The following is a 23,174-nucleotide window of genomic DNA, read 5'->3' as shown; positions in this document are numbered from 1 at the left end:
CGAAGCTCGCTTTCCCGTTCGGTGACGTGGCCAGGGGGATTCATGCCGGGGGCGCCTCAGTGCCCGAACGCTTCCTGGAGCCACCAGGAACCTCCGTCCGAGGTGATCTTGGCGTCCAACACCAGGGGGCGGACGGGGCCGGCTGCCAGCCACTCCTTCGCGGCGTGCACGTCCTCGGGCCGTCGGACGGTCAGCGCCTCGCACCCGTGTCCCCGGGCGAGCGCCGCGATGTCCGTGTCGGGGAAGGTCACCGTGTCGAGGCCGCTCGTGCCCGCCCCGAAGTGATGCACCTCGGCGCCGTACATGGCGTCGTTGTAGACGACGATCAGCATGGGAAGCCCGAGGCGTACGACGGTCTCGAGCTCCGACAGGCCCATCAGGAAGCCACCGTCGCCGCAGCCGGCCACGGGCAGCCGGTCGGGCTGCGCCAGCGCGGCACCGATCGCGGTCGCCAGGCCCAGGCCGACGGACTGGAACGCCTGGGTGAAGCAGAACCCGTACTCGTCGGGCACGTCGAGGTACATGCTCGGGTAGCCGAGGAAGTTGCCCGAGTCCACGGAGACGATCCGCTCGGTGGGCAGGATGTCGTTGAGCGCGACGGTCAGAGTGCGCGGGTCGACCCGTCCGTCCCCCGACGCGTCCTCGAATCCCAGCTGGTTCCAGCGCAGGCCGGACCGGATCCGCTCGGCCACGTCCGGAGTGCGGTACCCCGTGCGCTTGCCGGATGAGTTCGCCCGCAGCCACGCGGCCGTCGCCCTCGCGGTCGCCGCGACACCGCCCCACAGGCCGAGGTCCACGTCACGGTGTACGCCGATGGCCCCCGGTTCGACGTCGACCTGGACGACGGTCGCGTCCGGCGCGATGAGCCTGCCGTGCCGCATGGTCCACATGTTCAGGGCGCAGCCGAACCCCACCAGCAGGTCGGCGCCGGAGACGAGTTCGGCCGTCAGCGGCGAGGAGAAGCCCCCGGAGACGTCGATGTTCCAGTCGTCACCGTTGAACATGCCGCGGGAGACGGCGGAGGTGGCGAGGAGAGCGCCCGTCTCGGCGGCCAGTTCGCGGACGGCCTCCCTGGAGCCCGGCGAACGGCCACCGCGTCCCACGACGAAGACCGGCCGTTCGGCGCGTTCGAGGAGCTGGGCGAAGGTGGCTATTTCGCTGTCGTCGGGCCGCGGTTCGGCGACCCGCCGGTACTCCCGGGCCGGGGACTCCGCGTCCAGGGGCGCGTCCTGAACGTCGATCGGGACGTTGAGGACGACCGTGCGCCGCTGGTGAGCGCAGATCGCGAAGGCCCTTGCCACGTCGTCGAGGGCGGTCCGGGGTGACCGGACGCGCAGGGCGACCGCCCCGACTCCGGTCGCGATCGCGGCCTGGTCGAGCGCGAAGTTCGAGGTGGGGTCGGCGGCTTCGGCGGTCAGCACAAGGAGCGGCGTCCTGCTCTTCGCGGCCTCGGTGATTCCGGTGAGGGCGTTCGTGTAGCCGCAGCCCTGGTGCAGGGAGAGCACGGCGACCTCGTCGGACATCCGGGCGTAGGCGTCCGCCATGGTGGCCGCGCCGCCCTCGTGACGGGCGGCGACGAACCGCGCGCCGCCGCGGACCATCGCGTCGGTGAAGTGGAAGTTGCCGCTGCCGACCACACCGAAGACCGTACGGACTCCGAGATCGGTGAGCTGCTTGCCGATGGCGTCGTGAACCAGCACGGTCACTGGGCGTCTCCGTTCTCCATGAGCGTGTTGACCGGGGGCGCGTTCTCCACGAGCGCCAGGACCCGCGCCGGGCTGCCGGACCCTCCGGCGATGCGCAGCGGGGCGACGATGAGGACGGTGCCGGTGACGGGCAGCCGGTCGAGGTTCTGCAATTGGGTGACTCCGTACTTGCCCGCGCCGAGCAGGTAGTGGTGTGCCGGGAACTGCGGAGTGAAGGTGAACGCCTGTCCCGCGTCGGTCCCGACCGTCTCGACTCCGAGTCCGACGATCGGTGCCTCGTCGGCCAGCCAGCGGGCGCATTCGGGCGCGATGCCGGGTGTGTGCGGGCCGCTGTCGTCGGCGTTGAGGAAAAGTTCCTGGTCGTGCGAGCGTGCGGCCCAGCCAGTCCGGTAGAGCAGCCAACCGCCCTCAGGGAGCGGGCCGTTGAGGTGCTGCCACTCCTCCACGTGCTCACGTGTCAGCAGGAAGTCCGGATCGGCGGCGCACTCGGGGGTCTTGTCGATCACGACAGCGGGGGCAGCCAGGCGCCGGACCGGTACCTGAGCGACGTCCCCCTTGTCGGCGCCGGTGACCCAGTGGCACGGCGCGTCGAAGTGGGTGCCCACGTGCTCACCGGTGTGGATGCCGTTCTGGTAGGACGTGCGCCCCCGTTCGTCGTACCGGGCGAGCTCCTCCAGCTCGAAGTGCGGAATCGGTGCCATGTCCGGCGGAAGGTCGAGCACGGGCGTCGACGGCGACAGGACGGCGGTCAGGTCGACCACCTCGACGCCGCCGGAGGCCAGAGCGGACACCAGGCCGCCCAGCGGGCCCTCCGCGGAGAGTGTCGAAGACATGGCCTCATCATTTGGCAGAGATTCGGCCTTGACTAATGCTTCTCCGGTCGCCGTTATGCATGTTTGGCTATACCGAAGACCAACGCCATGTTACGGAGAGATGTCGAGGCATGAACGTGGATCACTTGCTGGACGGCCGCCTCAAACTGCGCCACCTCGTTCTCCTGACCGTGGTGGCCGACGAGGGCACATTGGTCGGCGCCGCCAAGGCGATGCACGTCACCCAGCCGGTCGTGACCCGGAGCCTGCAGGAGATCGAGACACTCGTCGGGGTCGAACTCTTCGCCAGGGGGCCGCGCGGCGTCCGGCCGACCCAGTACGGCGACATCCTCATCGAGCACGCCCGCGCGGTCGTCGGCCATGTGCAGGCCGCGGCCGGACGCATCCACGAGCTCCAGCGTCTCGGCATGGAGCCCGTCCGGGTCGGAACCAACCTCGCCGTCTCCTACTCCCTGCTGCCGCAGACCCTGGTCCGGCTCAAGGAGGCCCATCCGCGTCTCACCATCTCGGTCGTCGAGGCGATGCCCGAGGAACTCGGCCTGCGACTGGCCCGGGGCGAGGTGGACGTGCTGATCGGCCGGCTCCAGCCGTCGAGCCTGCGCGCCACGCTGCGTCACGTACGGCTCTACGACGAACCGGTCCGCCTTGTCGTCCGGCGCGAGCACCCCTGCCTCGGGGCGCCCGCCGGCGGCATCACGGACCTGATGGACCTGCCGTGGATCCTGCCGGGCCGGAACACACAACTGCGTCAGGAGATCGACCAACTCTTCGACCGCCGGGGCCTGCCCCTCCCCGCGAACATCATCGAGTGCTCGTCGATCCTCACGCTGCGGACGGTCCTGCTGGAGACGGACGCCGTGGCTCCCCTGCCCATGCTGATCGGCGCGCGGGACCCTCTCCTCGCCATGCTGCCCTTGGGCCTGGACACCGTACCGGCCGAGATCGGGATCACCACGGCCGCCGACCGGCCGCCGTCCGCGAGCACCAGGCTCCTGATCAAGGAGATCGTCGCAGTCGCCCGGGAGACCGAGTCCATGCTGATGGAAGCGCGGTGACGACGGAGGCGATGCCGGTCACGCGGCCTCATCGCGCGGGGCGCTCGTGGTCCCATACAGTCGACACCTTCCGATGCCCCGGAAAGCCGGAAAGAAGACCTCCCCTTGAGCAACGACGCGCCGAGCGGCGTCCTGAGCAAAGCCCTGGCCGTGCTGCAGGCGTTCACCGTCGAGGACACCACCCTGGGCTTCACCGAACTGCGGCAACGTACGGGGTTCGCGAAGAGCACCCTGCACCGGGTGCTCGGCGACCTCGTGGCGGCACGGCTCCTCGACCGCGTACAGGAGCGCTATCGCCTGTCGGGCCTCGTCTTCGAGCTGGGCATGCGCGCGTCGGTCGAGCGCGGGCTGCTCGAAGTGGCCACGCCCTTCCTTGAGGACCTGTACGAGCGCACGCACGAGCTTGTCCATCTGGGCACCCGTGAGGGCACCGAGGTCGTCTACGTCGCCAAGATGGGCGGGCATCAACAGGCGCCCTCCCCCTCTCGGCTCGGCGGGCGCATGCCGCTGCACGCGACGGCCCTCGGGAAGGTGCTCCTGAGCCACGCCCCGGCCGACGTACGGGAGGCCGCGCTGCGTGGACCCCTGGAGCGCAAGGCTCCACGGACCATCACCAATGTCGAGGTGCTGACACGCCAGCTGTCCGACGTGGTCACCAAGGGGGTGGCCTTCGAGTACGAGGAGTCGGCGGTCGGCATCGTCTGCGTGGCCGCCGGGATCTTCGGGCCGTCGGACGAGATCGTGGCGGCGGTCAGTGTGACGGGCCCGGTGCACCGCTTCCAGCCCGCCCGGCACGCCATCAGTGTGCGAGCCGCCGCGGCGGGGATCTCCGCGACGCTCGGGCGCCGCGCGGAACTGCGCAATCACTGATCGGCTGCTGCCGCGACCACCGGGCGGCGGCTGTTGCCCGGCTGCCGCGCTGCCACCGGTCGCCCCTCATCGGCGGATGAGTTCCGCGAGGCGGAACTCATCGCTGGGCGCGGGGCGGCGCTCGTGTTCAAGCTGTGGGCATGAACGAGTTCCCTCCCGGCGACGACGCCGTGGCGCGGGCGGCCGAGCGTCTGCTGCGTGCCGCCGCCGACCGTGTGCCCTGTCCCCCGGTCCGCGATCTGATCGGCAGCGACGACGTGAAGGCGGCCTACGCCGTCCAAGAGCTGCTGACCGCGCGCCGCCTCGACGCGGGCGCCCGGGTGACCGGCCGCAAGATCGGCCTCACCTCCCCCGCCGTCCAGCGTCAACTGGGCGTGGACCAGCCGGACTTCGGGGCCCTTTTCGCGGACATGAGCGTCGCGGACGGGGCGTCCGTACCGCTCGACACCCTGCTGCAGCCGAAGGTCGAGGCGGAGATCGCGTTCGTGCTGGGCGCCGACCTCGCCGAGGGGCCGCTCGACGCCGCGCAGATCCGGGCCGCCGTGGCGCACGCCGTGCCCGCGCTGGAGATCGTGGACAGCCGGATCGCCGACTGGGACATCACCTTCGGTGACACCGTCGCCGACAACGGCTCCTCCGCGCTCTACGTCCTCGGCGCACCAGCCAAGCCGCTCACCGCGTTCGAGCCGGTCGAGGCCGCCATGACCCTCGACCGGGGTGGGGAGACCGTCTCGACGGGCGATGGCGCGGCCTGTCTCGGTGACCCGCTGGCCGCCCTGGCCTGGCTCGCCCGCACCGCGCGCGATGTCGGTGATCCGCTGCGCGCGGGCCAGGTCGTGCTGTCCGGTGCGCTCGGCCCGATGGTGCCCGTCGCGGCCGGGGACGTGTTCACCGCCGAGATCACCGGCCTCGGCTCCGTCTCCGTCCGCTTCCACGCCTCCGGCCACGAAGGAGCCTCCGTATGAAGACCAAGGTCGCCGTCATCGGCTCGGGCAACATCGGCACCGACCTGATGATCAAGGTGCTCCGCCTGTCGGAGACCCTGGAGATGGGCGCGATGGTCGGCATCGACCCCGCCTCCGACGGACTCGCCCGCGCCGAGCGGCTGGGGGTCCCCGTGACCGCCGACGGCGTCCAGGGCCTGATCGCCATGGACGGCTTCGAGGACATCCGCATCGTCTTCGACGCCACGTCCGCGAAGGCGCACGTCGCCAACGCCGCCGCGCTCGCGCCGTACGGCAAGCAACTCATCGACCTCACCCCCGCCGCCGTCGGCCCGATGGTGATCCCCGCGGTGAACCTCGACGACCACGTCGCCGCGGACAACGTGAACATGGTGACGTGCGGCGGCCAGGCCACCATCCCGGTCGTCGCCGCGATCTCGTCGGTGGCACCGGTCCCGTACGCGGAGATCGTCGCCTCGATCGCCTCGAAGAGCGCCGGTCCCGGCACCCGCGCCAACATCGACGAGTTCACCGAGACGACCAGCCACGCCATCGAGACGGTCGGCGGCGCGGAACGTGGCAAGGCCGTCATCATCCTCAACCCGGCCGAGCCCCCGCTGATCATGCGGGACACCGTGCTCGCGCTCGTGGACGCGCCCGACGAGGCGACCCACGACGCGATCCGGACAGCGGTCGCGCGGCGGGTCGAGGAGGTGTCGGCGTATGTGCCGGGCTACCGCCTCAAGCAGCAGGTGCAGATCAGCCCCGTCCCCGCGGACCAGCCGGTGCACACCCTCACCAGGGCCGCGGCCACCCACCAGGTGTCCGTGTTCCTGGAGGTCGAGGGCGCGGCCCACTATCTCCCCGCCTACGCCGGGAACCTCGACATCATGACCAGCGCGGCCCTGCGGATGGCCGAGGCCATGGCCGCCCGCGCCACCGAACTCCAGGGAGCCGGCGCATGACCGTCGACAAGCTGTTCATCCAGGACGTCACCCTGCGGGACGGCATGCACGCCATCCGGCACCGCATCGAGCCCGAGCAGGTGGGCCGGATCGTGGCTGCGCTCGACGCGGCGGGCGTCGACGGCATCGAGGTGTCCCACGGCGACGGCCTCGCGGGCGGCTCGCTCAACTACGGCCCCGGCAGCCACACCGACTGGGAGTGGATCGAGGCGGCGGCGGCGCACATCGAGCACGCCCGACTCACCACGCTCCTGCTGCCCGGCATCGGCACCATCGAGGAGCTCAAGCAGGCGTACGCGCTCGGGGTGCGTTCGGTGCGGGTCGCCACGCACTGCACCGAGGCAGACGTCTCGGCCCAGCACATCGCCACCGCCCGCGAACTGGGCATGGACGTGTCCGGCTTCCTCATGATGAGCCACATGGCCGACGCCAGGACGCTCGCCGGGCAGGCCAAGCTCATGGAGTCGTACGGCGCGCACTGCGTCTACGTCACCGACTCCGGCGGCCGACTGATGATGGACGGCGTGCGCGAGCGGATGCGCGCCTACCGCGACGTCCTTGACCCGGCCACGGAGATCGGCATCCACGCCCACGAGAACCTGTCCCTCGCGGTCGCCAACTCCATGGTCGCGGTCGAGGAGGGCGTGACCCGCGTGGACGCCTCCCTCGCCGGTCAGGGCGCGGGCGCGGGCAACTGCCCCATCGAGCCGTTCGTCGCGGTCGCCGACCTCAACGGCTGGAGGCACGGCTGCGATCTCTTCGCGCTCCAGGACGCGGCCGAGGACCTCGTGCGTCCGTTGCAGGACCGGCCGGTCCGTGTCGACCGCGAGACGCTCACGCTCGGCTACGCCGGTGTCTACGGCTCGTTCCTGCGCCACGCGGAGGCCGCGGCCGAGCGCTACGGCGTCGATGTCCGCACGATCCTCGTCGAGGTCGGCAAGCGCGGTCTCGTCGGCGGCCAGGAAGACATGATCGTCGACGTGGCGCTCGGGCTCGCACGGGCGAGCTGACACTCCGTACGACGCGGGGCCGGGAGGGCAGTGGCTCCCGGCCCCGCTCGGCATGGGCATACGGATCAACAGAAGAATCGACGCGCTTCGACGCACAGGGGTTGACGCGACCGGGCAGGCACCCGCCATTCTAGCGTCCGAGCAGTCGTTACACGTTCGAAACATCGAACAAACGAGAACGCACACACCGCTCCTCTCCTGCTGGACCCCCACCCGAAGGAGTAAGCGCAAATGTCATGGACTCGTCACGAGTTGAACCGTCGTACGGTGCTCGCCGCGAGCGCGGGCCTGCTGGCGCAAGGTGCCCTGCCCGCCATGGCGGCCGGGCGGGCGTCCGGTGCCGAACCTCAGGCGCCCTCGGCCGGTTCAGCCACGACCTTCGCCAACCCGGTGCTCTGGCAGGACTTCGCGGACATCGACATCATCCGCGTGCAGGACACGTACTACCTCTCGGCCTCGACCATGCACTACTCGCCCGGCGCACCGGTCCTGCGCTCGTACGACCTGGTGCACTGGGAGTTCGCCGGCCACTCGGTCCCGCGCCTCGACTTCGGCACGAAGTACGACCTCAACGGCGCACGCGGCTACGTCCGGGGCATCTGGGCCTCGTCGCTGGCCTACCGGCCGTCCAACAGGACGTTCTACTGGCTGGGCCAGATCGACTTCGCGAAGTCCTATCTGTACGCGGCGACGGCCGTCGAGGGCCCGTGGAGCCGACTGGCCACCCTCAACACCGCCTACTACGACGCCGGGTTGCTCGTCGACACCGACGACACCCTGTATGTGGCATACGGGAACACCACGATCAACGTGGCGCAGCTCTCCGCGGACGGCCGCACACAGGTGCGTAGCCAGCAGGTGTTCAGCACACCGTCGAGCATCGGAACCCTGGAGGGCTCCCGGTTCTACAAGATCAACGGCAATTACTACATCTTCCTGACCCGCCCGGCCAACGGCCAGTACGTCCTGAAGTCGACCAGCGGCCCGTTCGGGCCCTACACGCTCCGGCAGGTCCTGCTCGACCTGCGCGGGCCGGTTCCCGGTGGAGGCGTTCCCCACCAGGGCGGACTCGTGCAGACCCAGTACGGGGCCTGGTACTACATGGCCTTCGTCGACGCCTACCCGGGCGGCCGGATCCCCGTACTCGCCCCGGTCACCTGGACCGCCGACGGCTGGCCGACCGTGCAGCTCGTCAACAACGCCTGGGGCAGCACCTATCCGCTGCCCGCCGTACCGACGCCACCCCGCGCCGTGGAACCGATGACAGGTGTGGACACCTTCACGGGGACGTCCCTGGCCCCCAAGTGGGAGTGGAACCACAACCCGGACGACACCAAGTGGTCCGTCGGCAACGGGCTCACCCTCCGGACGGCGACCGTCACCAGCGACCTGTACTGGGCCCGCAACACCCTCACGCACCGCATACCCGGCCCCACCTCCACCGCGACGGCGCTCCTCGACTTCTCCGGGATGCGGAACGGGGACCGGGCGGGGCTCGCCCTCCTGCGGGACTCCTCCGCCTGCGTCGGCCTCGTCCGCGACAGCGGCGGCACCCGCGTGGTCATGGTCGACGGCCTCACCATGGACGCCAACTGGAACACCACCGGCACCGGCACGGTACGGGCCAGCGCCGCCGTCCAGGGCAACCAGGTCTGGCTGCGGGCCAAGGCCGACATCACCCCCGGCACCGGCAGGACCGCCACCTTCTCCTACAGCACCGACGGCACCCGCTTCACCTCGTTCGGGCCCGCGTTCACCCTGAACAACGCCTGGCAATTCTTCATGGGTTACCGCTACGCGCTCTTCAACCACGCCACCGCGTCGCTCGGCGGTTCCGTCCGGGTCACACGTTTCGAAGTGACCGCGCCCTGAGCAAGCACTGGCCGCCACACGAAGGAAGTGTGTCCGGTCCGCCCGCAATCAACTCCTCCCCTTCCCCCCGAAAGGGCACGCGATGTCGTCCTCGCTCAGCAGACGCCGCCTCCTCGCGATCGCCGGTGCCACGGCCGCGGCCTCGACCGCCCCACCCCTCCTCGGCGGCCCGACCGCGCGGGCGGCGGTCGTTCCGCCGGCCCGCGCCGACACCGGGGTCCTGGCCCATGCCTTCGCGCCGGGCGAGGTCCGGCTGACGGCGAGCCGGTGGCTGGACAATCAGAACCGTACGGCTTCCTACCTGCGGTTCGTCGATGTGGACCGGCTGCTGTACGTCTTCCGGGCCAACCACGGTCTGTCCACGGGCGGCGCCGCCGCGAACGGCGGCTGGGACGCCCCCACCTTCCCCTTCCGCAGCCACGTCCAAGGACACTTCCTCACTGCCTGGGCACAGTTGTACGCCGTGTCGGGGGACACCGTCTGCCGGGACAAGGCCGCGTACATGGTGGCGGAGCTGGCGAAGTGCCAGGCCAACAATCGTGCCGTCGGCTTCGGCAGCGGATATCTGTCCGGGTATCCCGAATCCGACTTCACCGCTCTGGAACAACGCACCCTGAACAACGGCAATGTTCCGTACTACACGATCCACAAGACCCTCGCCGGGTTGCTGGACGTGTGGCGGTACCTGGGCAACACCCAGGCACGGGACGTGTTGCTGGCCCTCGCGGGCTGGGTCGACGCGCGCACCGGCCGCCTGAGCACGGCGCAGACGCAGGCCATGCTGGGCACCGAGTTCGGCGGCATGAACGCCGTGCTGACCGACCTCCACCAGCAGACCGGTGACGCGCGCTGGCTCACCGTGGCTCAGCGGTTCGACCATGCCGCGGTGTTCGACCCGCTGGCCGCGAACCAGGACCGGCTGGCCGGTCTGCACGCCAACACGCAGGTACCCAAGTGGATCGGCGCCGCCCGCGCCTACAAGGCCACCGGCACCGCGCGGTACCGCAGCATCGCCGCCAACGCCTGGAACATATGCGTAGGTACGCACACGTACGCCATCGGCGGCAACAGCCAAGCCGAACACTTCCGCGCACCCAACGCCATCGCCGCCTACCTCAACCAAGACACGTGTGAGAGCTGCAACACCCACAACATGCTCACCCTCACGCGGGAGCTGTACGCCCTCGAACCCGACCGGGCCGCGCTCTTCGACTACTACGAGCAGGCGTGGCTCAACCAGATGACCGGCCAGCAGAACCCGGCCGACCCGCACGGCCACGTCACCTACTTCACCCCGCTCAACCCCGGCGGCCGACGGGGTGTGGGACCGGCGTGGGGCGGCGGCACCTGGAGCACCGACTACACCACCTTCTGGTGCTGCCAGGGCACCGGCCTTGAGGCGCACACCCGGCTGATGGACTCCGTCTACTTCCACGACGGCGGCGACACCCTGACCGTGAACCTGTTCGTGCCGTCCATCCTCACCTGGGGCCGGCGCGGCATCACCGTCACCCAGACCACGTCCTTCCCGATGAGCGACACGACCACGCTGCGCGTCACCGGAGACGCCGGGGGCACCTGGACCCTGCGCGTCCGCATTCCGGGCTGGACCACGGGAGCCACCGTCAGCGTCAACGGCACTCCGCAGACCATCGCCACCACTCCGGGCAGTTACGCAGCCCTCACCCGCTCCTGGACCGCCGGGGACACGGTGACCGTGCGCCTGCCCATGCGGGTCGTCATGCGGCCGGCCAACGACAACCCCAAGGTGGCGGCCGTCACCTACGGTCCGGTCGTCCTGTCCGGGAACTACGGCGACACCAAGCTCAGTTCCCTCCCCTCCCTGGAGCCGTCCACGATCCGACGAACCAGCGCGGACAAGCTCACCTTCACCGCCACCGCGAACGGCGCGCCCGTTACCCTCGGCCCGTTCCACGACGCGCACGGCCACAACTACACCGTCTACTGGAACATCGGCACCGCACCCTCCTCACCCACCGTGCGCCTGGTCAACGTGGGCAGCGGTCTCGTCCTAGGCATCCAGGACATGTCCACGGCCGACGGCGGGCGGGCCCTCCAGTGGACGGACAGCGGCACCGCCGACCACGACTGGGAGATGATCGCCGACGGCACCGCCGTCCGTTTCCGCAACGCCCACAGCGGCAAGGTGCTCGGCGTCCTGAACATGGCCACGACGGACAAGGCGACCGTGCTCCAGTGGGCGGACAACGGAACCGCGGACCACCGCTGGACCCTGCTCGACCAGAACGACGGCACGTACAAGATTCGCAACGTGCACAGCGGGAAGCTCCTCGCCATCGCGGGCAACTCCACGGCGGTGGGCGCGTTCGCGGTCCAGGACGCCGACGACGGCACGGCGGACAACCGCTGGCGGGTCGTGCGTCTATAGCGCTGAAAGGCCCTTCCATCGGAGAGGCCCTTCGCGCGGGCGGTCAGTGGCCGTCGCTCGTCATGTCGAGCACGATCTTGCCCACCGCCGCGCCCGTGCGGAGCCGGTCGACCGCCTCGCCGAGCGCGTCCATCCCGTAGCTCTCGTACGGCAATGTCAGCGCGCCCGAGGACAGCTCCGGCAGCAGGCGCAGTACCTCGGGGGCGACCGCCGCGCCGCGGCTGATCATGTTCACCGGGAGGAGGGAGACGTCGGCGAGGAAGAAGTCGGCGAGGTCGAGGGTGAGTTCGCGTCCGGCCGTGTAGCCGAGGAGTGCTGCCCGGCCGCGCGGGCGGACCAGGGTGAGGGCGTCGCGCAGGATCGGGCCGCCGACCGTGTCGATCAGCACGTCGACCTTGCCGCCGATCGCCTCCTCGGAGAGGTCCGAGGCGAGCAGCGCCTTGGCGACTGCGGGCACGTGTTCCAGCTTCGCCGGGCGGCCGACCGCGCCGACGACCTCCGCGCCGACCCGCGCCGCGAGCTGGACGGCCATGGCGCCGACCGCGCCGGACGCGCCGGTGACCAGGACCCGCTCCCCCGGCCTCACCTGGGCGATGGCGTGCACGGTCGCCCAGGCGGTGCCGACCGGCGAGAAATAGGTGCAGGCCAGCGCGGGGTCGGTGCCCTCGGGCATGACCTCGGCGGCGGCGTCGGGCACGAGCACGTGCTCGGCCCAGGCACCGTCCCGACTGAGGCCGAGCCCTTCGCCGCGCAGCCGGACGAGGGCGCCCTCGGGGTGTGTGTCCGAGGCGAGCACATGGCCGCTGCCCTGGGTGCCGGGGATGAACGGCAACTCGGGCAGGATGCCGAACTGTCCGTCGAGGATGTTCAGGTCCAGGTGGGCGACGGTGGCCGCGGCGACCCGTACGAGGGTGTGGCCGGGGCGCGGCTCCGGGACCGGCCGTTCCTGGAGCCGCGGCGGCGTGCCGAACTCCTCCAGGTACAGGGCGCGCGAGGTGTTGGAGGAAGTGCTCACGTGCGGTGCTCTCCGTTCCTCCCCCGTGGACGAGGGCGCTGACCCCGTTCTTGACACCTTAGCCCCGTACGTGTGCAGTACACGCACCGCGACCGGTCGATACGGCCGCGGCAGTGACCCTCAGGGCGTGAGGACGACCTTCTCGCAGTGTTCCTTCTTGTTCTTGAACAGGTCGTAGCCGGTCGGCGCCTCGCTCAGGGGCAGCCGGTGGGTGATGATCCGGGTCGGGTCGAGCTTGCCCTGTTCGATCATGCCGAGGAGCGGCTTCATGTACTTGTGCACGTGGCACTGGCCGGTGCGCAGGGTCAGGGACCTGTTCATCCAGGCACCCGCCGGGAACTTGTCGATCAGCCCGCCGTAGACGCCGATGACCGAGACCACGCCGCCGCTGCGGCAGGACATGATGGCCTGGCGCAGGACGTGGGGCCGGTCGGTCTCGGAGCGGACCGCCTGCTTGGCGCGGTCGTAGAGGTGGACGTGGGAGGCGCCGTGGGTGGCTTCCAGGCCGACCGCGTCGATGCACTTGTCGGGGCCGCGGCCACCGGTGAGTTCGAGGAGGGCCGACCGTACGTCGGTGTCCTCGAAGTTGATGGTGGTGTAGCCCTGGGCGGCGGCCATGTCGAGGCGGTAGGGCTCCTTGTCGATCGCGATGACCTTCTCGGCGCCGAGGACCCGGGCGCTGTCCATGGCGAACTGGCCGACCGGTCCGGCGCCCCAGACGGCGACGACGTCACCCCGTTCGATGTCGCACATGTCGGCGCCCATGAAGCCGGTCGGCAGGATGTCGGAGAGGAACAGCACCTGCTCGTCGGTGAGGTCCGACTCGATCTTCAGCGCGTTGGCGTCGGCCAGCACCACGCGGGCGTACTCGGCCTGGCCGCCGGCGAAGCCGCCGGTGAGGTGGGAGTAGCCGTAGATGCCGGCGGTGGGGTGGCCGAAGAACTTCTCCGACATCCCGGCGTTCGGGTTGGTGTTCTCGCAGCACGAGTACAGCTCCGCGCGGCAGGACGCGCAGGCGCCGCAGGCGATGGGGAAGGGTACGACGACCCGGTCGCCGACGCGCAGTTTGTCGGGGCTGATGCCGGGGCCGACCTCGACGACCTCCCCCATCCACTCGTGGCCCAGGATGTCGCCCTTCTCCATGGTGGGGACGTAGCCGTCGACCAGGTGGAGGTCGGATCCGCAGATCGCCGTCGAGGTGATCCTCACGATGGCGTCGCGGCTGTTCAGGATGGAGGGTTCGGGGACGTCGAGGACCTCGACGGAGTTGCGTCCAGTCCAGCAATTGGCCTTCATGCGAGGGCCTCCTTCAGTTCGTCCGCGGTCAGGGGTTGGGCCGGGTGCTGCGGGAACTCGCCACGGGCCCGCTTGCCGCCGGGTGCGCCTTCGGAGCGGACGACCTCGCCGGTCTCCACGATCTGCTTGAAGCGGCGCAGATCGTCGTCGAGTTGCTGGTGCGGCTCCTCGCCGAAGTAGCGCGCCACGGCCTTGCCCAGCGGCCCGGCGGGCACGTCGTAGCGCAGCTTGACCCGGACCTCCGTGCCCCGGTCGCCGGGGGCGGGTACGAAGCGGACCTCGCCGGAGTTGTCGATGTCGGCGCCGTCCACCGACCGCCAGGCGATCAACTGGTTGGGGATGTCCTCGGTGGTCTCGGCGTCCCATTCGACCGTCTTGCCGAACGGCGCGTCGGCCCGCCAGTGGCTGGTGCGTGGGCCCGTGACGCGTACTTCTTCCAGGTGTGCCATGAAGTCCGGCAGTCCCGCCAGGTTGCTCCACAGGGCGTAGACCTCTTCGGGAGGCCGGCCCACGGTGGTGGCCGCGGTGAGTTGCATGGGGGTCCTCCTACGGGTACGGGTCACGGCCGCGTAGACGTCCGTGGCCGTGATGGCGGTGACCGCGGCGGTCGCGGCGACGGTGCGGCCGAGGCCACGGCCGTCATGGTTCTTCAGGGCCCGGGTCAGCATCGTCAGATCCATGAGGTCGCCGCCGACACGGCCCCAGAGCCAGGCCGGGTGCGGCCGGGTCAGCAACGCGGTGGCCGCCGCCAGTTCGCGCACGCCGACGGCGGTCGTGGCCGCACGGTGCCGGGTGGCGTCACCGACCCCCAGGGTCCGGGCGAAGGCCGCCGGGGCCGCGACCTGGGGCACTCCCAGGAGCGCGCTGGCCCAGCCGAGTCCCCGGACGAGCGGGTCGTGGTGCGGGCGAGAAGTGGAGCGGGTGTCTGTCTTCATCAGTGCTCCCCACGTGCGGAGAGGTGTATGGACGGCCCTTCACCGGATGAATCGTGACGAAGTGGAGGGCGCGAAGCGGACAACACCGGGGGTTTCCACGTCGCACGGGTCTAATCCCGAATTGCCGCATCAAGTGACCCGTGTGCTCCGTCGGTTGCGGCCGTGGGGGCGCACTCCTACGCAACCGACCCCGGCCGGAACCGGGGTCGGGCATACTTCGTCGGATCCCTTTCGCTACTTGTGCCGGCCGTTGCCGTGGCCGTCGGGGTGCAGGACCACCTTCGTCCAGCCGTCGTCACGGGCGTCGAAGTGCTTGTAGGCGTTCGGGGCCTCGTCCAGGCCGAGTTCATGGGAGACGATGAAGCTGGGCTTCGCCTTTCCACCGGCGATCAGATCCCGCAGTGCCCGGTTGTACTTCTTCACCGGCGCCTGACCGGTACCCATGCACTGGCCCTTGAACCACATCTTCCCGAAGTCGAGGGGGACCTTGCCCTTCGCCTCCAGCTCGTTCTGGGCGTCCTTGCCGCCGGGGTCCTCCGGCAGGAACACGCCCACCACTCCGATGTCGCCCGTGAACCTGACCGTGTCGATCAGTCCGTTGAGCGTCAGACTCGCGTCCTCCTGTCCTTGGGGATCGTGCGCCTGGTAGCCGACGCATTCGCAGCCGTTGTCGGCGCCCAGGCCGAGGGTGGCCTCCTTGACGACCTCCGACGGGTCCTGCTCGGCGGTGTTGATCGGGATGGCGCCGATCTCCTCGGCCCTGCTCAGCCGGTCGGGCTGGTGGTCGGCCACCCATACGCGGCCGGCGCCCTTGAGGACGGCGGAGTAGGCCGCCATCAGCCCGACGGGACCGGCCCCGAAGACGATGGTCTGGTCACCCGGCTTGACGTGGGCCATCTCGGTGGCGTGATAGCCGGTGGGGAAGATGTCGGCGAGCATCACGTAGTCGCTCTGCCGCTCGGCTGCGTCCTCGCCCAGACGCAGCGCGTTGAAGTCGCCGTAGGGCACGCGCAGCAGTTCGGCCTGGCCGCCCTGGTAGGGGCCCATGTCGGCGAAGCCGTACGCGGCTCCGGCGAGGTCCGGTTCCGGCTGCATGGTCAGGCAGTAGTTGGTCAGTCCCCGCTCGCACTGCTTGCAGAATCCGCAGGCGATGTTGAAGGGCAGGACGACGTACTCGCCGACCTGCACCTTGCGGACGGCCGAGCCGACCTCCACGACCTGGCCCATGTTCTCGTGGCCCAGGGTGCGGCCGGTCTCGAACGAGGTACGGCCCTCGTACATGTGCAGGTCCGAACCGCAGATGTTGGTGACGGTGATCTTGACGATGATGTCGCAGGGGTGCTCGATCGTGGCGTCCGGCACGTCCTTCACTGTGACCGTGCGCGGTCCGTCGTATACCGCTGCTTTCATGTTGACTCCCCTTGGTGTCATGACGCGGCGATGACGGCCCGATGCGCCGTCTGCGAAAGATCTGGGGAAAGGGGTTCGCGGCTCAGGACTCTGGCGAACCTAGGGCGTGGATCGAAGGAACGGCCAATGCATGACGTCGTCTCGTCCCGGAGGGATCGCTCGGCCGATGTTCTGCTGTCCAACGGTCGGCACTGGATGCGCGTCCGGCCCAAGTCACCCGCTAGTCGCCGTGGTCACTTTCCAGCATACGGCGGCGTTCCTGTTCACGCTTGGAGTAGGCGGCCGCCCGGATCGCCTCGTCGCTCTCCAGGCCCGACCCCAGCGCACCGCCCACGGTGGCGATCGAGGCGACGAACCATGCCAGCGTCACGTAGTCCACCGGGTCCAGCGGGGAGCGCGTCATGGACGTGAAGACGCGGTCGTTCAGGATGAACAGCCCCCACACGTAGTTGATGACCATCAAGCCGGCGTAACAGACGAGTACGCCGATCGCGACGGTCACGACCGTCGAGGCGTTGAACAGCCTCGCCCGCTGCCTCGCCTCCCGCGAGCCCTTGGACGGGCGGTGCCACAGCTCCGCGTCCACGATCAGCCATCCGATCATGGTCGCGAGGGATCCGACCGTGGCGATGACCAGGCGGGGTGTGCTCAGTGCGCCGGCCAGACTCCAGACGGTCGAGTCCACGGTGGCGATGGCCCCGCTCGCCAGCGCGGCCGCCAGCGCCTTCGACAGCCCCGGCACCAGCCGCCAGGGCCGGTTGGCGCGGACCATCCCCATGAGCACCCGCAGACGTCCCTGGTGGCCGCTGACGACGTAATGGAGATCAGCCGCGTCCTCGTCACCGGCAGGGTCCGGGTCGACCGGCACGATGCGTCCGGCGAGCGGCGCCCTCAGCGGCCGGCGTCGCTCGTTCTCCTCGTCCTCACCTGCCTTCGCCTTCACCAGGCCGAGCACGGTTTCCTCCACGGCCTCCCGGGCCCTTGTCTGCAGCCGCCAGCCACCGAGCGACGGCAGGGACAGCAGGGCCAGGCCGTGCCCGCGGTGCACATCCACCACCAGCGTGTGCCCGTCGGCGTGCAGGGGGAGGTCGGTGAGAGCCACCACGACGTCCCAGTCCTCCGTGCTCGCGCGGTCCCTGATCCGCCTCATCAGCGTGGGCGGGTCCTCGCTGCCCGAGGTGAGGGGCTCGCTCACCACCTGGACGTCGAACTGTCGCCCCGGGCCGGATCTGTCGGCGAGCCGCGCCGGGAGGACGCGTGCCATGCGCTGCGCGACCTCTGTCGGCGCGTCCGGATCCGCGAGAAGCGCGACGACGATGACACTCGGAGACGACATCCGTACGACCCGACCCCTCACGGCTGCTGCTGAGGCACATGTGCCGCCAGGATGCCCCACCGGGGGCCGTGAAGCGCGGTGACACGCTTCCCCGGCCACGCGCGGCACCCAGGACGACGGACCGCACGCCCGAGCCACTCGCGTGGGCGAACGGTGCGGTGGCTGACGTGCGCGGAGACCGCTCGGCTTCCAAGGTGGGGAAAGGCGCGCGCACCGGCAAACCCTGACCCCGCCGGACAGCATCAGTTATCCCCCGCGAGCCACCTCCTTCTCGACAACGAACGCGGTGTCCGGTTCGTCAGGTGGACCGGCTGCCGTCAGGATCGGACAGCCGCTGTGACCACTTCCCCCTTCGGGTCCGGTGACCCTTTCTCGGACCTGTTCAACCGCTTCTTCGGCACGAGCCCCGCGGCCTCCCCGCCGGCGGTCCAGCGCGTGCCCATCGGTCGTCTGCTCAGTGACGCCTCGCAGGAACTCCTGGCGACGGCAGGCGGGCGTGCCGCCGAGGACGGCGCCGATCTCGACACCGTGCACCTGTTGTGGGCCGCGACCCAAGTCGATCCCGGTCGCCAGCTCCTCGCGCAGGCGGGCGCCGACCCCGACGCGCTGGCGGACCAGGTGGAACAGTCGCTGCCCACCGGCGGCACGGTGGAGGAACCGCGGCTGACCCCGGCGGCGAAGCGGGCCCTGCTCAGGGCCCACGCCAAGTCCCAGGAGGCGGGTGCGTCGTACATCGGGCCGGAGCACATCCTGGCCGCGGTCGTGGAGGACCCCTCGTCCGGCGCGGCCGGCGTCCTGGGCTCGGACAGTGGCGCGGGAACCCGCCGCGGACGCGGGGGCCAAGGCGGGGCGGGCGGTTCCGCGGCGGGCGGGTCCACCGCCACGCCCACGCTGGACGAGTACGGCCGTGACCTCACGGAGGAGGCGCGCGCGGGGCGGTTGGACCCGGTGGTGGGCCGGGCGCAGGAGATCGAACAGACGGTGGAGATCCTCTCCCGGCGTTCGAAGAACAACCCGGTCCTGCTCGGCGACCCTGGGGTCGGCAAGACCGCCATCGTGGAGGGTCTCGCGCAGCGCGTCGTCTCCGGCGACGTGCCCAAGACCCTGCGGGACCGCCGGGTGGTGGCCCTGGACCTGTCGGGTCTGGTGGCCGGTTCGAAGTACCGCGGCGAGTTCGAGGAGCGCCTGAAGAAGGTCATCGACGAGGTGACCGAGGCGCAGGAGAGCATCATCCTGTTCATCGACGAACTCCACACGGTCGTCGGCGCCGGTGGCGGCAGTGAGGGCTCCATGGACGCGGGCAACATCCTCAAACCCGCTCTGGCGCGCGGCGACCTCAGCCTGGTCGGCGCCACGACCCTGGACGAGTACCGCAAGAACATCGAGAAGGACGCCGCGCTCGCCCGCCGCTTCCAGCCGGTGATGGTGCCGGAACCGACGGTCGAGGAGACCGTGGAGATCCTCCAGGGTCTGCGCGACTCCTACGAGGCCCACCACGGCGTACGGTTCACCGACGCGGCGCTGGAGAGCGCGGCGACCCTCTCCGACCGCTACATCACCGACCGCTTCCTGCCCGACAAGGCCATCGACCTGATGGACCAGGCGGGCGCCCGGGTGGCGCTGCGCGGCGGTGCCGACAGCCCCGAGGCGGACGAGATCCACCAGGAGCTGACCCGGCTGAACCGGGAGAAGGACGAGGCCGTCCACAACGAGGACTATGAACGCGCCGCCGGGCTCAAGAGCCGGATCAGCGAGACGCAGGACAGGCTCTCGGGACTGGACGGCGGCGGACGGGAACCCGCGGCCGAGGTCACCGAGGAGGACATCGCCGAGGTCGTCGCCCGGCGCACGGGCATCCCCGTCGCCCAGCTGACCGCGAGTGAACGCGAACGCCTGATCCGCCTGGAGGAGACCCTGCACGAGCGGGTGATCGGCCAGGACGAGGCGGTCACCGCGGTGGCGCAGGCGGTACGGCGCGGCCGTGCCGGGATGGGCGACCCCGACCGCCCCACCGGCAGCTTCCTCTTCCTCGGTCCCACCGGCGTCGGCAAGACCGAACTCGCCAAGGCCATCGCCGACATCCTCTTCGGGCAGGAGGACCGGCTGATCCGCTTCGACATGAGCGAGTTCCAGGAGCGCCACACCGTCTCCCGCCTCGTCGGCTCGCCCCCCGGCTACGTGGGCTACGACGAGGCCGGCCAGCTCACCGAGGCCGTCCGCCGCAAGCCGTACAGCGTGGTGCTGTTCGACGAGGTGGAGAAGGCGCACCCGGACGTCTTCAACCTGCTGCTCCAGGTCCTCGACGACGGGCGGCTGACCGACGCGCAGGGCCGTACCGTCGACTTCCGCCAGACCGTCGTCATCATGACCAGCAACCTCGCCTCGCAGCTCATCCTGAGCCACCAGGGCGCCGTGGACGAGATCCGCGACGAGCTGATGGCCGAACTGCGCGGCCACTTCCGTCCCGAGTTCCTCAACCGCATCGACGAGGTGGTCGTCTTCCACGCGCTCACCCGTGAGGACCTCGTGCGGATCGTCGATCTGCTCCTCGAGCGCAGCCGCCGCAGGCTGCACGCGCAGCAGGTCACGCTCCAGGTGACCGACGCGGCCAAGGAGTGGCTCGCGGAGCAGGGCTACCAGCCGGAGTTCGGGGCCAGGCCGCTGCGCCGCACCATCCAGACCGAGCTCGACAACCGGCTGTCCACCATGCTCCTCGACGGCCAGGTGGACCCCGGCGACACCGTCGTCTGTGACGTACGGGACGACCGGATCGAGTGCACGGTCTCACCCGGCGACCACCGGGAGGCGGACGAGCCGGCCGTCAGCGCAGACTGAGGCGGCCATGGAAGTTCTCCGGTACGGGTGCGAAGCGCAGGGCCATCGTGACGTCCTTCGGCCGGTTCACGGTCAGGCGGTACCGCGTGCACAACTGGTGACAGAGCGCCATCAGTTGGACCGTGGCGATGTTCGCACCGATGCACTTCTTGGGCGCCCAGCCGAAGGGTACGTAGCAAGTGCGGTCCGCGGGGCCGTGTGGAGCGCCGGGCAGGAAGCGGTCGGGGTCGAAGACGTCGGGCTGCTTCCAGACCCGTTCGTCGCGGTGGATCATGTGCGGGCTGAGCAGATACCACTCCCCCGGCTCCAGCCGTTCCCGCCCCAGGTCGAAGGCGTACTTGGAGCGGCGTACGAGGAGGAGCGGCGGGCTCCACAGGCGCAGCACTTCCTTGACGAACCGGTGGGTCGCGGGTGCCTCGCTCGTCGGTGCCGTACGGAAGGCCACAGGGTCGACGGCGGAGAGTTCCCGGGTGAGGCGTTCCTGCCACTCGGGTTGGCGGGCGAACTCGTAGAGCAGGCTCGCGGCCGCGGTCCCCGGGGGGCCCGCGATGGCGGTGAGAACGGCGGTCACCACATCGAGGGCGCGGTCCATGCCGAGGTCGGGCAGCAGGTCGACGAAGGGGTCCGTGAGGTCGGGTTCGCGCTTGCGCCTGCCGTTGGCGCGCTGGCGCAGCACACGCCGTACGACGAGGCCGGACCGCACCTGGACCGCCATAAACCGGAGATGCTGCAAGGTGCTGCCCGGTTCGGTTGAGACCAGCCGCAGCAGCTTTCCCTCCAGGTCGCGGCGGACGAGATCGGACTCGGCGGCGGTGAGCCCCGCCAGGGCGAGCGGCAGCAGCGAACGGACCGCCACCTCCTGGGCGAGCATGGCCAGGTCCACGTCCTCGTCGAGCCGCGCGTCGATGATCCGTTCCATGCGCTCCATCAGGCGGCCGTGCTGCTCGGCGGTGGCGAGCGTGTGGAGCTGGGTCAGCCACGCGGCGCGGATCTGGCTCCATCGCACCGGCGGGCTCGAACGGCGCCGGACCACGTCGATCAGGCGGTCGTGCATGGTGAAGGCGTGCCAGTTCGTGGCACTGACGCGACGGGCCGCTTCCGGTTCGAACACGGCGAGCCGTTCGTCGTCGACCCAGAAGACGCCTCCCTCGTTCGCACTGCGCATCCGCATCATGTGCAGGAAGTCGTCCGGGTGCTGGGGGGTGGTCATCAGGCAGGTCCCCTCATGTGACGCGGGGAGCCGCCTGGCGGCGGGCCCCCGCGTCCGGCCGGTCAGATGTGGTGGTACAGGTACCAGAAGTATTCGTACTGGCGTCGGATGTTGAGAGCCGACTTCGCCTGGCGATACAGCGCGCGCATGGTGGTTCACCCCCCTCCGAGGTCGTGGTCACGGCGGCTCAGCGCCACGGTGAAGCGCGGCGGAGCCAGCGCCGGGCCGATCTGCGGCCCGGCGCCGTCGTGGGTGACCGACACCTGCCAGTCACGGGTGAGCAGTGCGACAAGGTCCGTGAGGAGACGCATGGTGACGACCGCCCCGGCACACGTGTGCGGCCCGTAGCCGAAGGGGAGGTACTCCCCGTCCGGCACGGCGTCGGCCCAGCGCTGCGGTATGAACGCGTCGGGCTTCTCCCAGTGCGCGGGATGCCGGTGAACCAGATAGGTGCAGACGGCGAGTCGGTCCTTGGGGGTCACCCGCATCCCGCCGAGTTCCTGCTCCCGGCTCGGCGTGCGGGCGAACAGCCACGCCACCGGCCACAGCCGCAACGCCTCGCGCACCACCCAGTCCGTCCGCGCCGGAGGCTGCTCGGCGTGCGTTCCGAGAACGAGGACCGACCAGCCGAGCGCGAACCCGATCGACCCGACCGTGGCGAAAAGGAAGGACAGGTAGACCTCGACCAGGTCCGCGGCGCGGGCGGCGGGACCGCACCCGTCGAGAACGACATCGAGCAGATCGCGCGGCTCACCGACCCCGCCGCCCCTCCCCCGCTCCCCCTGCCTGGCCGCCACTTCGTCGTGCAGCGCGGCGAACGCGCGGCGCCGAAAGCGCAGCCGGGACACCGCCGTATGGCGTTGCCGCGCACCCGCGAGCACCGCCCGGGTGACAATGTGCTCAAGCACTTCGTGCAGGGCAGGTGGTGCGCCGGGGTGCAGCAACACGTCACGCAGGTGCGCGAAGACAAGCAGGTTCCCGGCGTCGGGCCAGACGCTGCCGGACGCGAGGTGGTGCGCTACGAGTTGCGGCAGCCGCGACCGGTGCTCGTGGAGGTGACGGCTCATCAGGGCGCGGGACGCCCGACCGATCTCGATCTGTGCGCCGCGTGGTCCGAAGACTCCGTGGCGGGTCCGGTAGAAGTCGGATGTCTCGGTGACGACCGCGTGCCGGTTGCCCATCACCGCCCGGGCGGCGTCCGGATTGGCGACGCACACCAGCCCGGTGGCCGAACGCCACACATCCTGGGCGTCGTCGAACTCGGCGGCCAGACGCCCGAGCGGGTCGGACGGGCGGCCGAGTCCGGCATGGCCGTGCAGGGTGCGAGCGCGCTCGCCGTCCCCCGTGCCGGTCACAAGCGGCTCCATGACGCCTCCCCCTTTGCGCGCCGCGGTACCGTTCGGCCCGTGGGACACCGAGTACGGTTTCGATCGGCGCACACTGTTCATCCGGAACGATCCAGGGCCGCGGCT

General features: G+C 70.3%; 17 protein-coding genes. 8 read left to right on the top strand and 9 right to left on the bottom strand.

Annotation, left to right across the window (positions count from 1 at the left end):
- Positions 1 to 56: 56 nt before the first annotated feature.
- Together ABZ877_RS07495 and ABZ877_RS07490 are read right to left on the bottom strand one after the other, a co-directional pair.
- Complete coding sequence (locus tag ABZ877_RS07495; RefSeq protein ID WP_361065903.1) at positions 57 to 1,706, bottom strand: thiamine pyrophosphate-binding protein; 1,650 nt, start codon at positions 1,704 to 1,706, stop codon at positions 57 to 59.
- Complete coding sequence (locus tag ABZ877_RS07490) at positions 1,703 to 2,539, bottom strand: cyclase family protein (protein ID WP_361065900.1); 837 nt, start codon at positions 2,537 to 2,539, stop codon at positions 1,703 to 1,705. The genes ABZ877_RS07495 and ABZ877_RS07490 overlap by 4 nt, the downstream gene beginning before the upstream one ends.
- A 110-nt stretch (positions 2,540 to 2,649) precedes the next feature.
- Here ABZ877_RS07490 and ABZ877_RS07485 point away from each other — a divergent pair, with 110 nt between their 5' ends.
- The 7 genes from ABZ877_RS07485 (at position 2,650) to ABZ877_RS07455 (ending at position 11,665) form a co-directional block, all read left to right on the top strand.
- Positions 2,650 to 3,594, top strand: a complete 945-nt coding sequence (locus tag ABZ877_RS07485; protein ID WP_361065898.1) for a LysR substrate-binding domain-containing protein — start codon at positions 2,650 to 2,652, stop codon at positions 3,592 to 3,594.
- Between the two features lie 105 nt (positions 3,595 to 3,699).
- Entirely contained in the window at positions 3,700 to 4,464 is a 765-nt protein-coding gene (locus ABZ877_RS07480; RefSeq protein ID WP_361065895.1) for an IclR family transcriptional regulator, read from the top strand.
- A gap of 140 nt (positions 4,465 to 4,604) precedes the next feature.
- Positions 4,605 to 5,429, top strand: coding sequence for a fumarylacetoacetate hydrolase family protein (locus ABZ877_RS07475; protein ID WP_361065892.1), 825 nt, complete (start codon positions 4,605 to 4,607; stop codon positions 5,427 to 5,429).
- Complete coding sequence (locus ABZ877_RS07470) at positions 5,426 to 6,373, top strand: acetaldehyde dehydrogenase (acetylating) (RefSeq protein ID WP_361065889.1); 948 nt, start codon at positions 5,426 to 5,428, stop codon at positions 6,371 to 6,373. Before ABZ877_RS07475 ends, ABZ877_RS07470 begins: the two co-directional genes overlap by 4 nt.
- Positions 6,370 to 7,383 (top strand): 4-hydroxy-2-oxovalerate aldolase, encoded by a 1,014-nt coding sequence (dmpG, locus tag ABZ877_RS07465; RefSeq protein ID WP_361065886.1) that lies wholly within the window; start codon positions 6,370 to 6,372, stop codon positions 7,381 to 7,383. Before ABZ877_RS07470 ends, dmpG begins: the two co-directional genes overlap by 4 nt.
- 231 nt (positions 7,384 to 7,614) lie before the next feature.
- On the top strand, positions 7,615 to 9,255 hold the full coding sequence (locus tag ABZ877_RS07460; RefSeq protein ID WP_361065883.1) for a glycoside hydrolase 43 family protein: 1,641 nt from the start codon (positions 7,615 to 7,617) through the stop codon (positions 9,253 to 9,255).
- Positions 9,256 to 9,337: 82 nt separating this feature from the next.
- Positions 9,338 to 11,665: a beta-L-arabinofuranosidase domain-containing protein gene (locus ABZ877_RS07455; RefSeq protein WP_361065881.1), complete on the top strand. Its 2,328-nt coding sequence runs from the start codon at positions 9,338 to 9,340 to the stop codon at positions 11,663 to 11,665.
- 43 nt (positions 11,666 to 11,708) lie between these two features.
- Here the strand turns inward: ABZ877_RS07455 and ABZ877_RS07450 are convergent, their stop codons facing one another.
- The 5 genes from ABZ877_RS07450 to ABZ877_RS07430 all read right to left on the bottom strand — a co-directional run bounded on the left by ABZ877_RS07450 (position 11,709) and on the right by ABZ877_RS07430 (position 17,657).
- Positions 11,709 to 12,680, bottom strand: a complete 972-nt coding sequence (locus ABZ877_RS07450) for a zinc-binding alcohol dehydrogenase family protein (RefSeq protein WP_361065878.1) — start codon at positions 12,678 to 12,680, stop codon at positions 11,709 to 11,711.
- A 120-nt stretch (positions 12,681 to 12,800) separates the two neighbouring features.
- Entirely contained in the window at positions 12,801 to 13,976 is a 1,176-nt protein-coding gene (locus ABZ877_RS07445; protein ID WP_361065875.1) for a zinc-dependent alcohol dehydrogenase, read from the bottom strand.
- The gene (locus tag ABZ877_RS07440; RefSeq protein ID WP_361065872.1) at positions 13,973 to 14,911 is read right to left on the bottom strand and encodes an SRPBCC family protein; all 939 of its coding nucleotides are present in this window, start codon (positions 14,909 to 14,911) and stop codon (positions 13,973 to 13,975) included. Before ABZ877_RS07440 ends, ABZ877_RS07445 begins: the two co-directional genes overlap by 4 nt.
- Before the next feature lie 234 nt (positions 14,912 to 15,145).
- Complete coding sequence (locus ABZ877_RS07435) at positions 15,146 to 16,321, bottom strand: glutathione-independent formaldehyde dehydrogenase (protein ID WP_361065869.1); 1,176 nt, start codon at positions 16,319 to 16,321, stop codon at positions 15,146 to 15,148.
- A 220-nt stretch (positions 16,322 to 16,541) separates the two neighbouring features.
- On the bottom strand, positions 16,542 to 17,657 hold the full coding sequence (locus tag ABZ877_RS07430) for a hypothetical protein (protein ID WP_361065866.1): 1,116 nt from the start codon (positions 17,655 to 17,657) through the stop codon (positions 16,542 to 16,544).
- 336 nt (positions 17,658 to 17,993) lie between these two features.
- Between ABZ877_RS07430 and ABZ877_RS07425 the strand changes: the two genes are divergently transcribed.
- The gene (locus ABZ877_RS07425; RefSeq protein ID WP_361065863.1) at positions 17,994 to 20,492 is read left to right on the top strand and encodes an ATP-dependent Clp protease ATP-binding subunit; all 2,499 of its coding nucleotides are present in this window, start codon (positions 17,994 to 17,996) and stop codon (positions 20,490 to 20,492) included.
- On the opposite strand, the gene ABZ877_RS07420 is transcribed toward ABZ877_RS07425, so the two are convergent.
- Together ABZ877_RS07420 and ABZ877_RS07415 are read right to left on the bottom strand one after the other, a co-directional pair.
- Positions 20,479 to 21,702: a cytochrome P450 gene (locus tag ABZ877_RS07420; RefSeq protein WP_361065860.1), complete on the bottom strand. Its 1,224-nt coding sequence runs from the start codon at positions 21,700 to 21,702 to the stop codon at positions 20,479 to 20,481. The two genes, ABZ877_RS07425 and ABZ877_RS07420, sit on opposite strands and share 14 nt — an antisense overlap.
- Before the next feature lie 155 nt (positions 21,703 to 21,857).
- Complete coding sequence (locus ABZ877_RS07415) at positions 21,858 to 23,069, bottom strand: cytochrome P450 (RefSeq protein ID WP_361065856.1); 1,212 nt, start codon at positions 23,067 to 23,069, stop codon at positions 21,858 to 21,860.
- Positions 23,070 to 23,174 lie beyond the last annotated feature (105 nt).

Origin of the sequence: Streptomyces sp. NPDC046939 (assembly GCF_040644575.1) — a bacterium.
GTDB lineage: Bacteria > Actinomycetota > Actinomycetes > Streptomycetales > Streptomycetaceae > Streptomyces.
This window is presented reverse-complemented; position numbering and strand designations above follow the sequence as displayed.

What these genes read in the sequence shown, in the direction of transcription:
- ABZ877_RS07490 (WP_361065900.1), bottom strand. Translation starts at nt 2,539, where the DNA reads ATGTCTTCGACACTCTCCGCGGAGGGCCCGCTGGGCGGCCTGGTGTCC.
- ABZ877_RS07485 (WP_361065898.1), top strand. Translation starts at nt 2,650, where the DNA reads ATGAACGTGGATCACTTGCTGGACGGCCGCCTCAAACTGCGCCACCTC.
- ABZ877_RS07475 (WP_361065892.1), top strand. Translation starts at nt 4,605, where the DNA reads ATGAACGAGTTCCCTCCCGGCGACGACGCCGTGGCGCGGGCGGCCGAG.
- ABZ877_RS07470 (WP_361065889.1), top strand. Translation starts at nt 5,426, where the DNA reads ATGAAGACCAAGGTCGCCGTCATCGGCTCGGGCAACATCGGCACCGAC.
- dmpG (WP_361065886.1), top strand. Translation starts at nt 6,370, where the DNA reads ATGACCGTCGACAAGCTGTTCATCCAGGACGTCACCCTGCGGGACGGC.
- ABZ877_RS07460 (WP_361065883.1), top strand. Translation starts at nt 7,615, where the DNA reads ATGTCATGGACTCGTCACGAGTTGAACCGTCGTACGGTGCTCGCCGCG.
- ABZ877_RS07455 (WP_361065881.1), top strand. Translation starts at nt 9,338, where the DNA reads ATGTCGTCCTCGCTCAGCAGACGCCGCCTCCTCGCGATCGCCGGTGCC.
- ABZ877_RS07445 (WP_361065875.1), bottom strand. Translation starts at nt 13,976, where the DNA reads ATGAAGGCCAATTGCTGGACTGGACGCAACTCCGTCGAGGTCCTCGAC.
- ABZ877_RS07440 (WP_361065872.1), bottom strand. Translation starts at nt 14,911, where the DNA reads ATGAAGACAGACACCCGCTCCACTTCTCGCCCGCACCACGACCCGCTC.
- ABZ877_RS07435 (WP_361065869.1), bottom strand. Translation starts at nt 16,321, where the DNA reads ATGAAAGCAGCGGTATACGACGGACCGCGCACGGTCACAGTGAAGGAC.
- ABZ877_RS07430 (WP_361065866.1), bottom strand. Translation starts at nt 17,657, where the DNA reads ATGTCGTCTCCGAGTGTCATCGTCGTCGCGCTTCTCGCGGATCCGGAC.
- ABZ877_RS07420 (WP_361065860.1), bottom strand. Translation starts at nt 21,702, where the DNA reads ATGACCACCCCCCAGCACCCGGACGACTTCCTGCACATGATGCGGATG.
- ABZ877_RS07415 (WP_361065856.1), bottom strand. Translation starts at nt 23,069, where the DNA reads ATGGAGCCGCTTGTGACCGGCACGGGGGACGGCGAGCGCGCTCGCACC.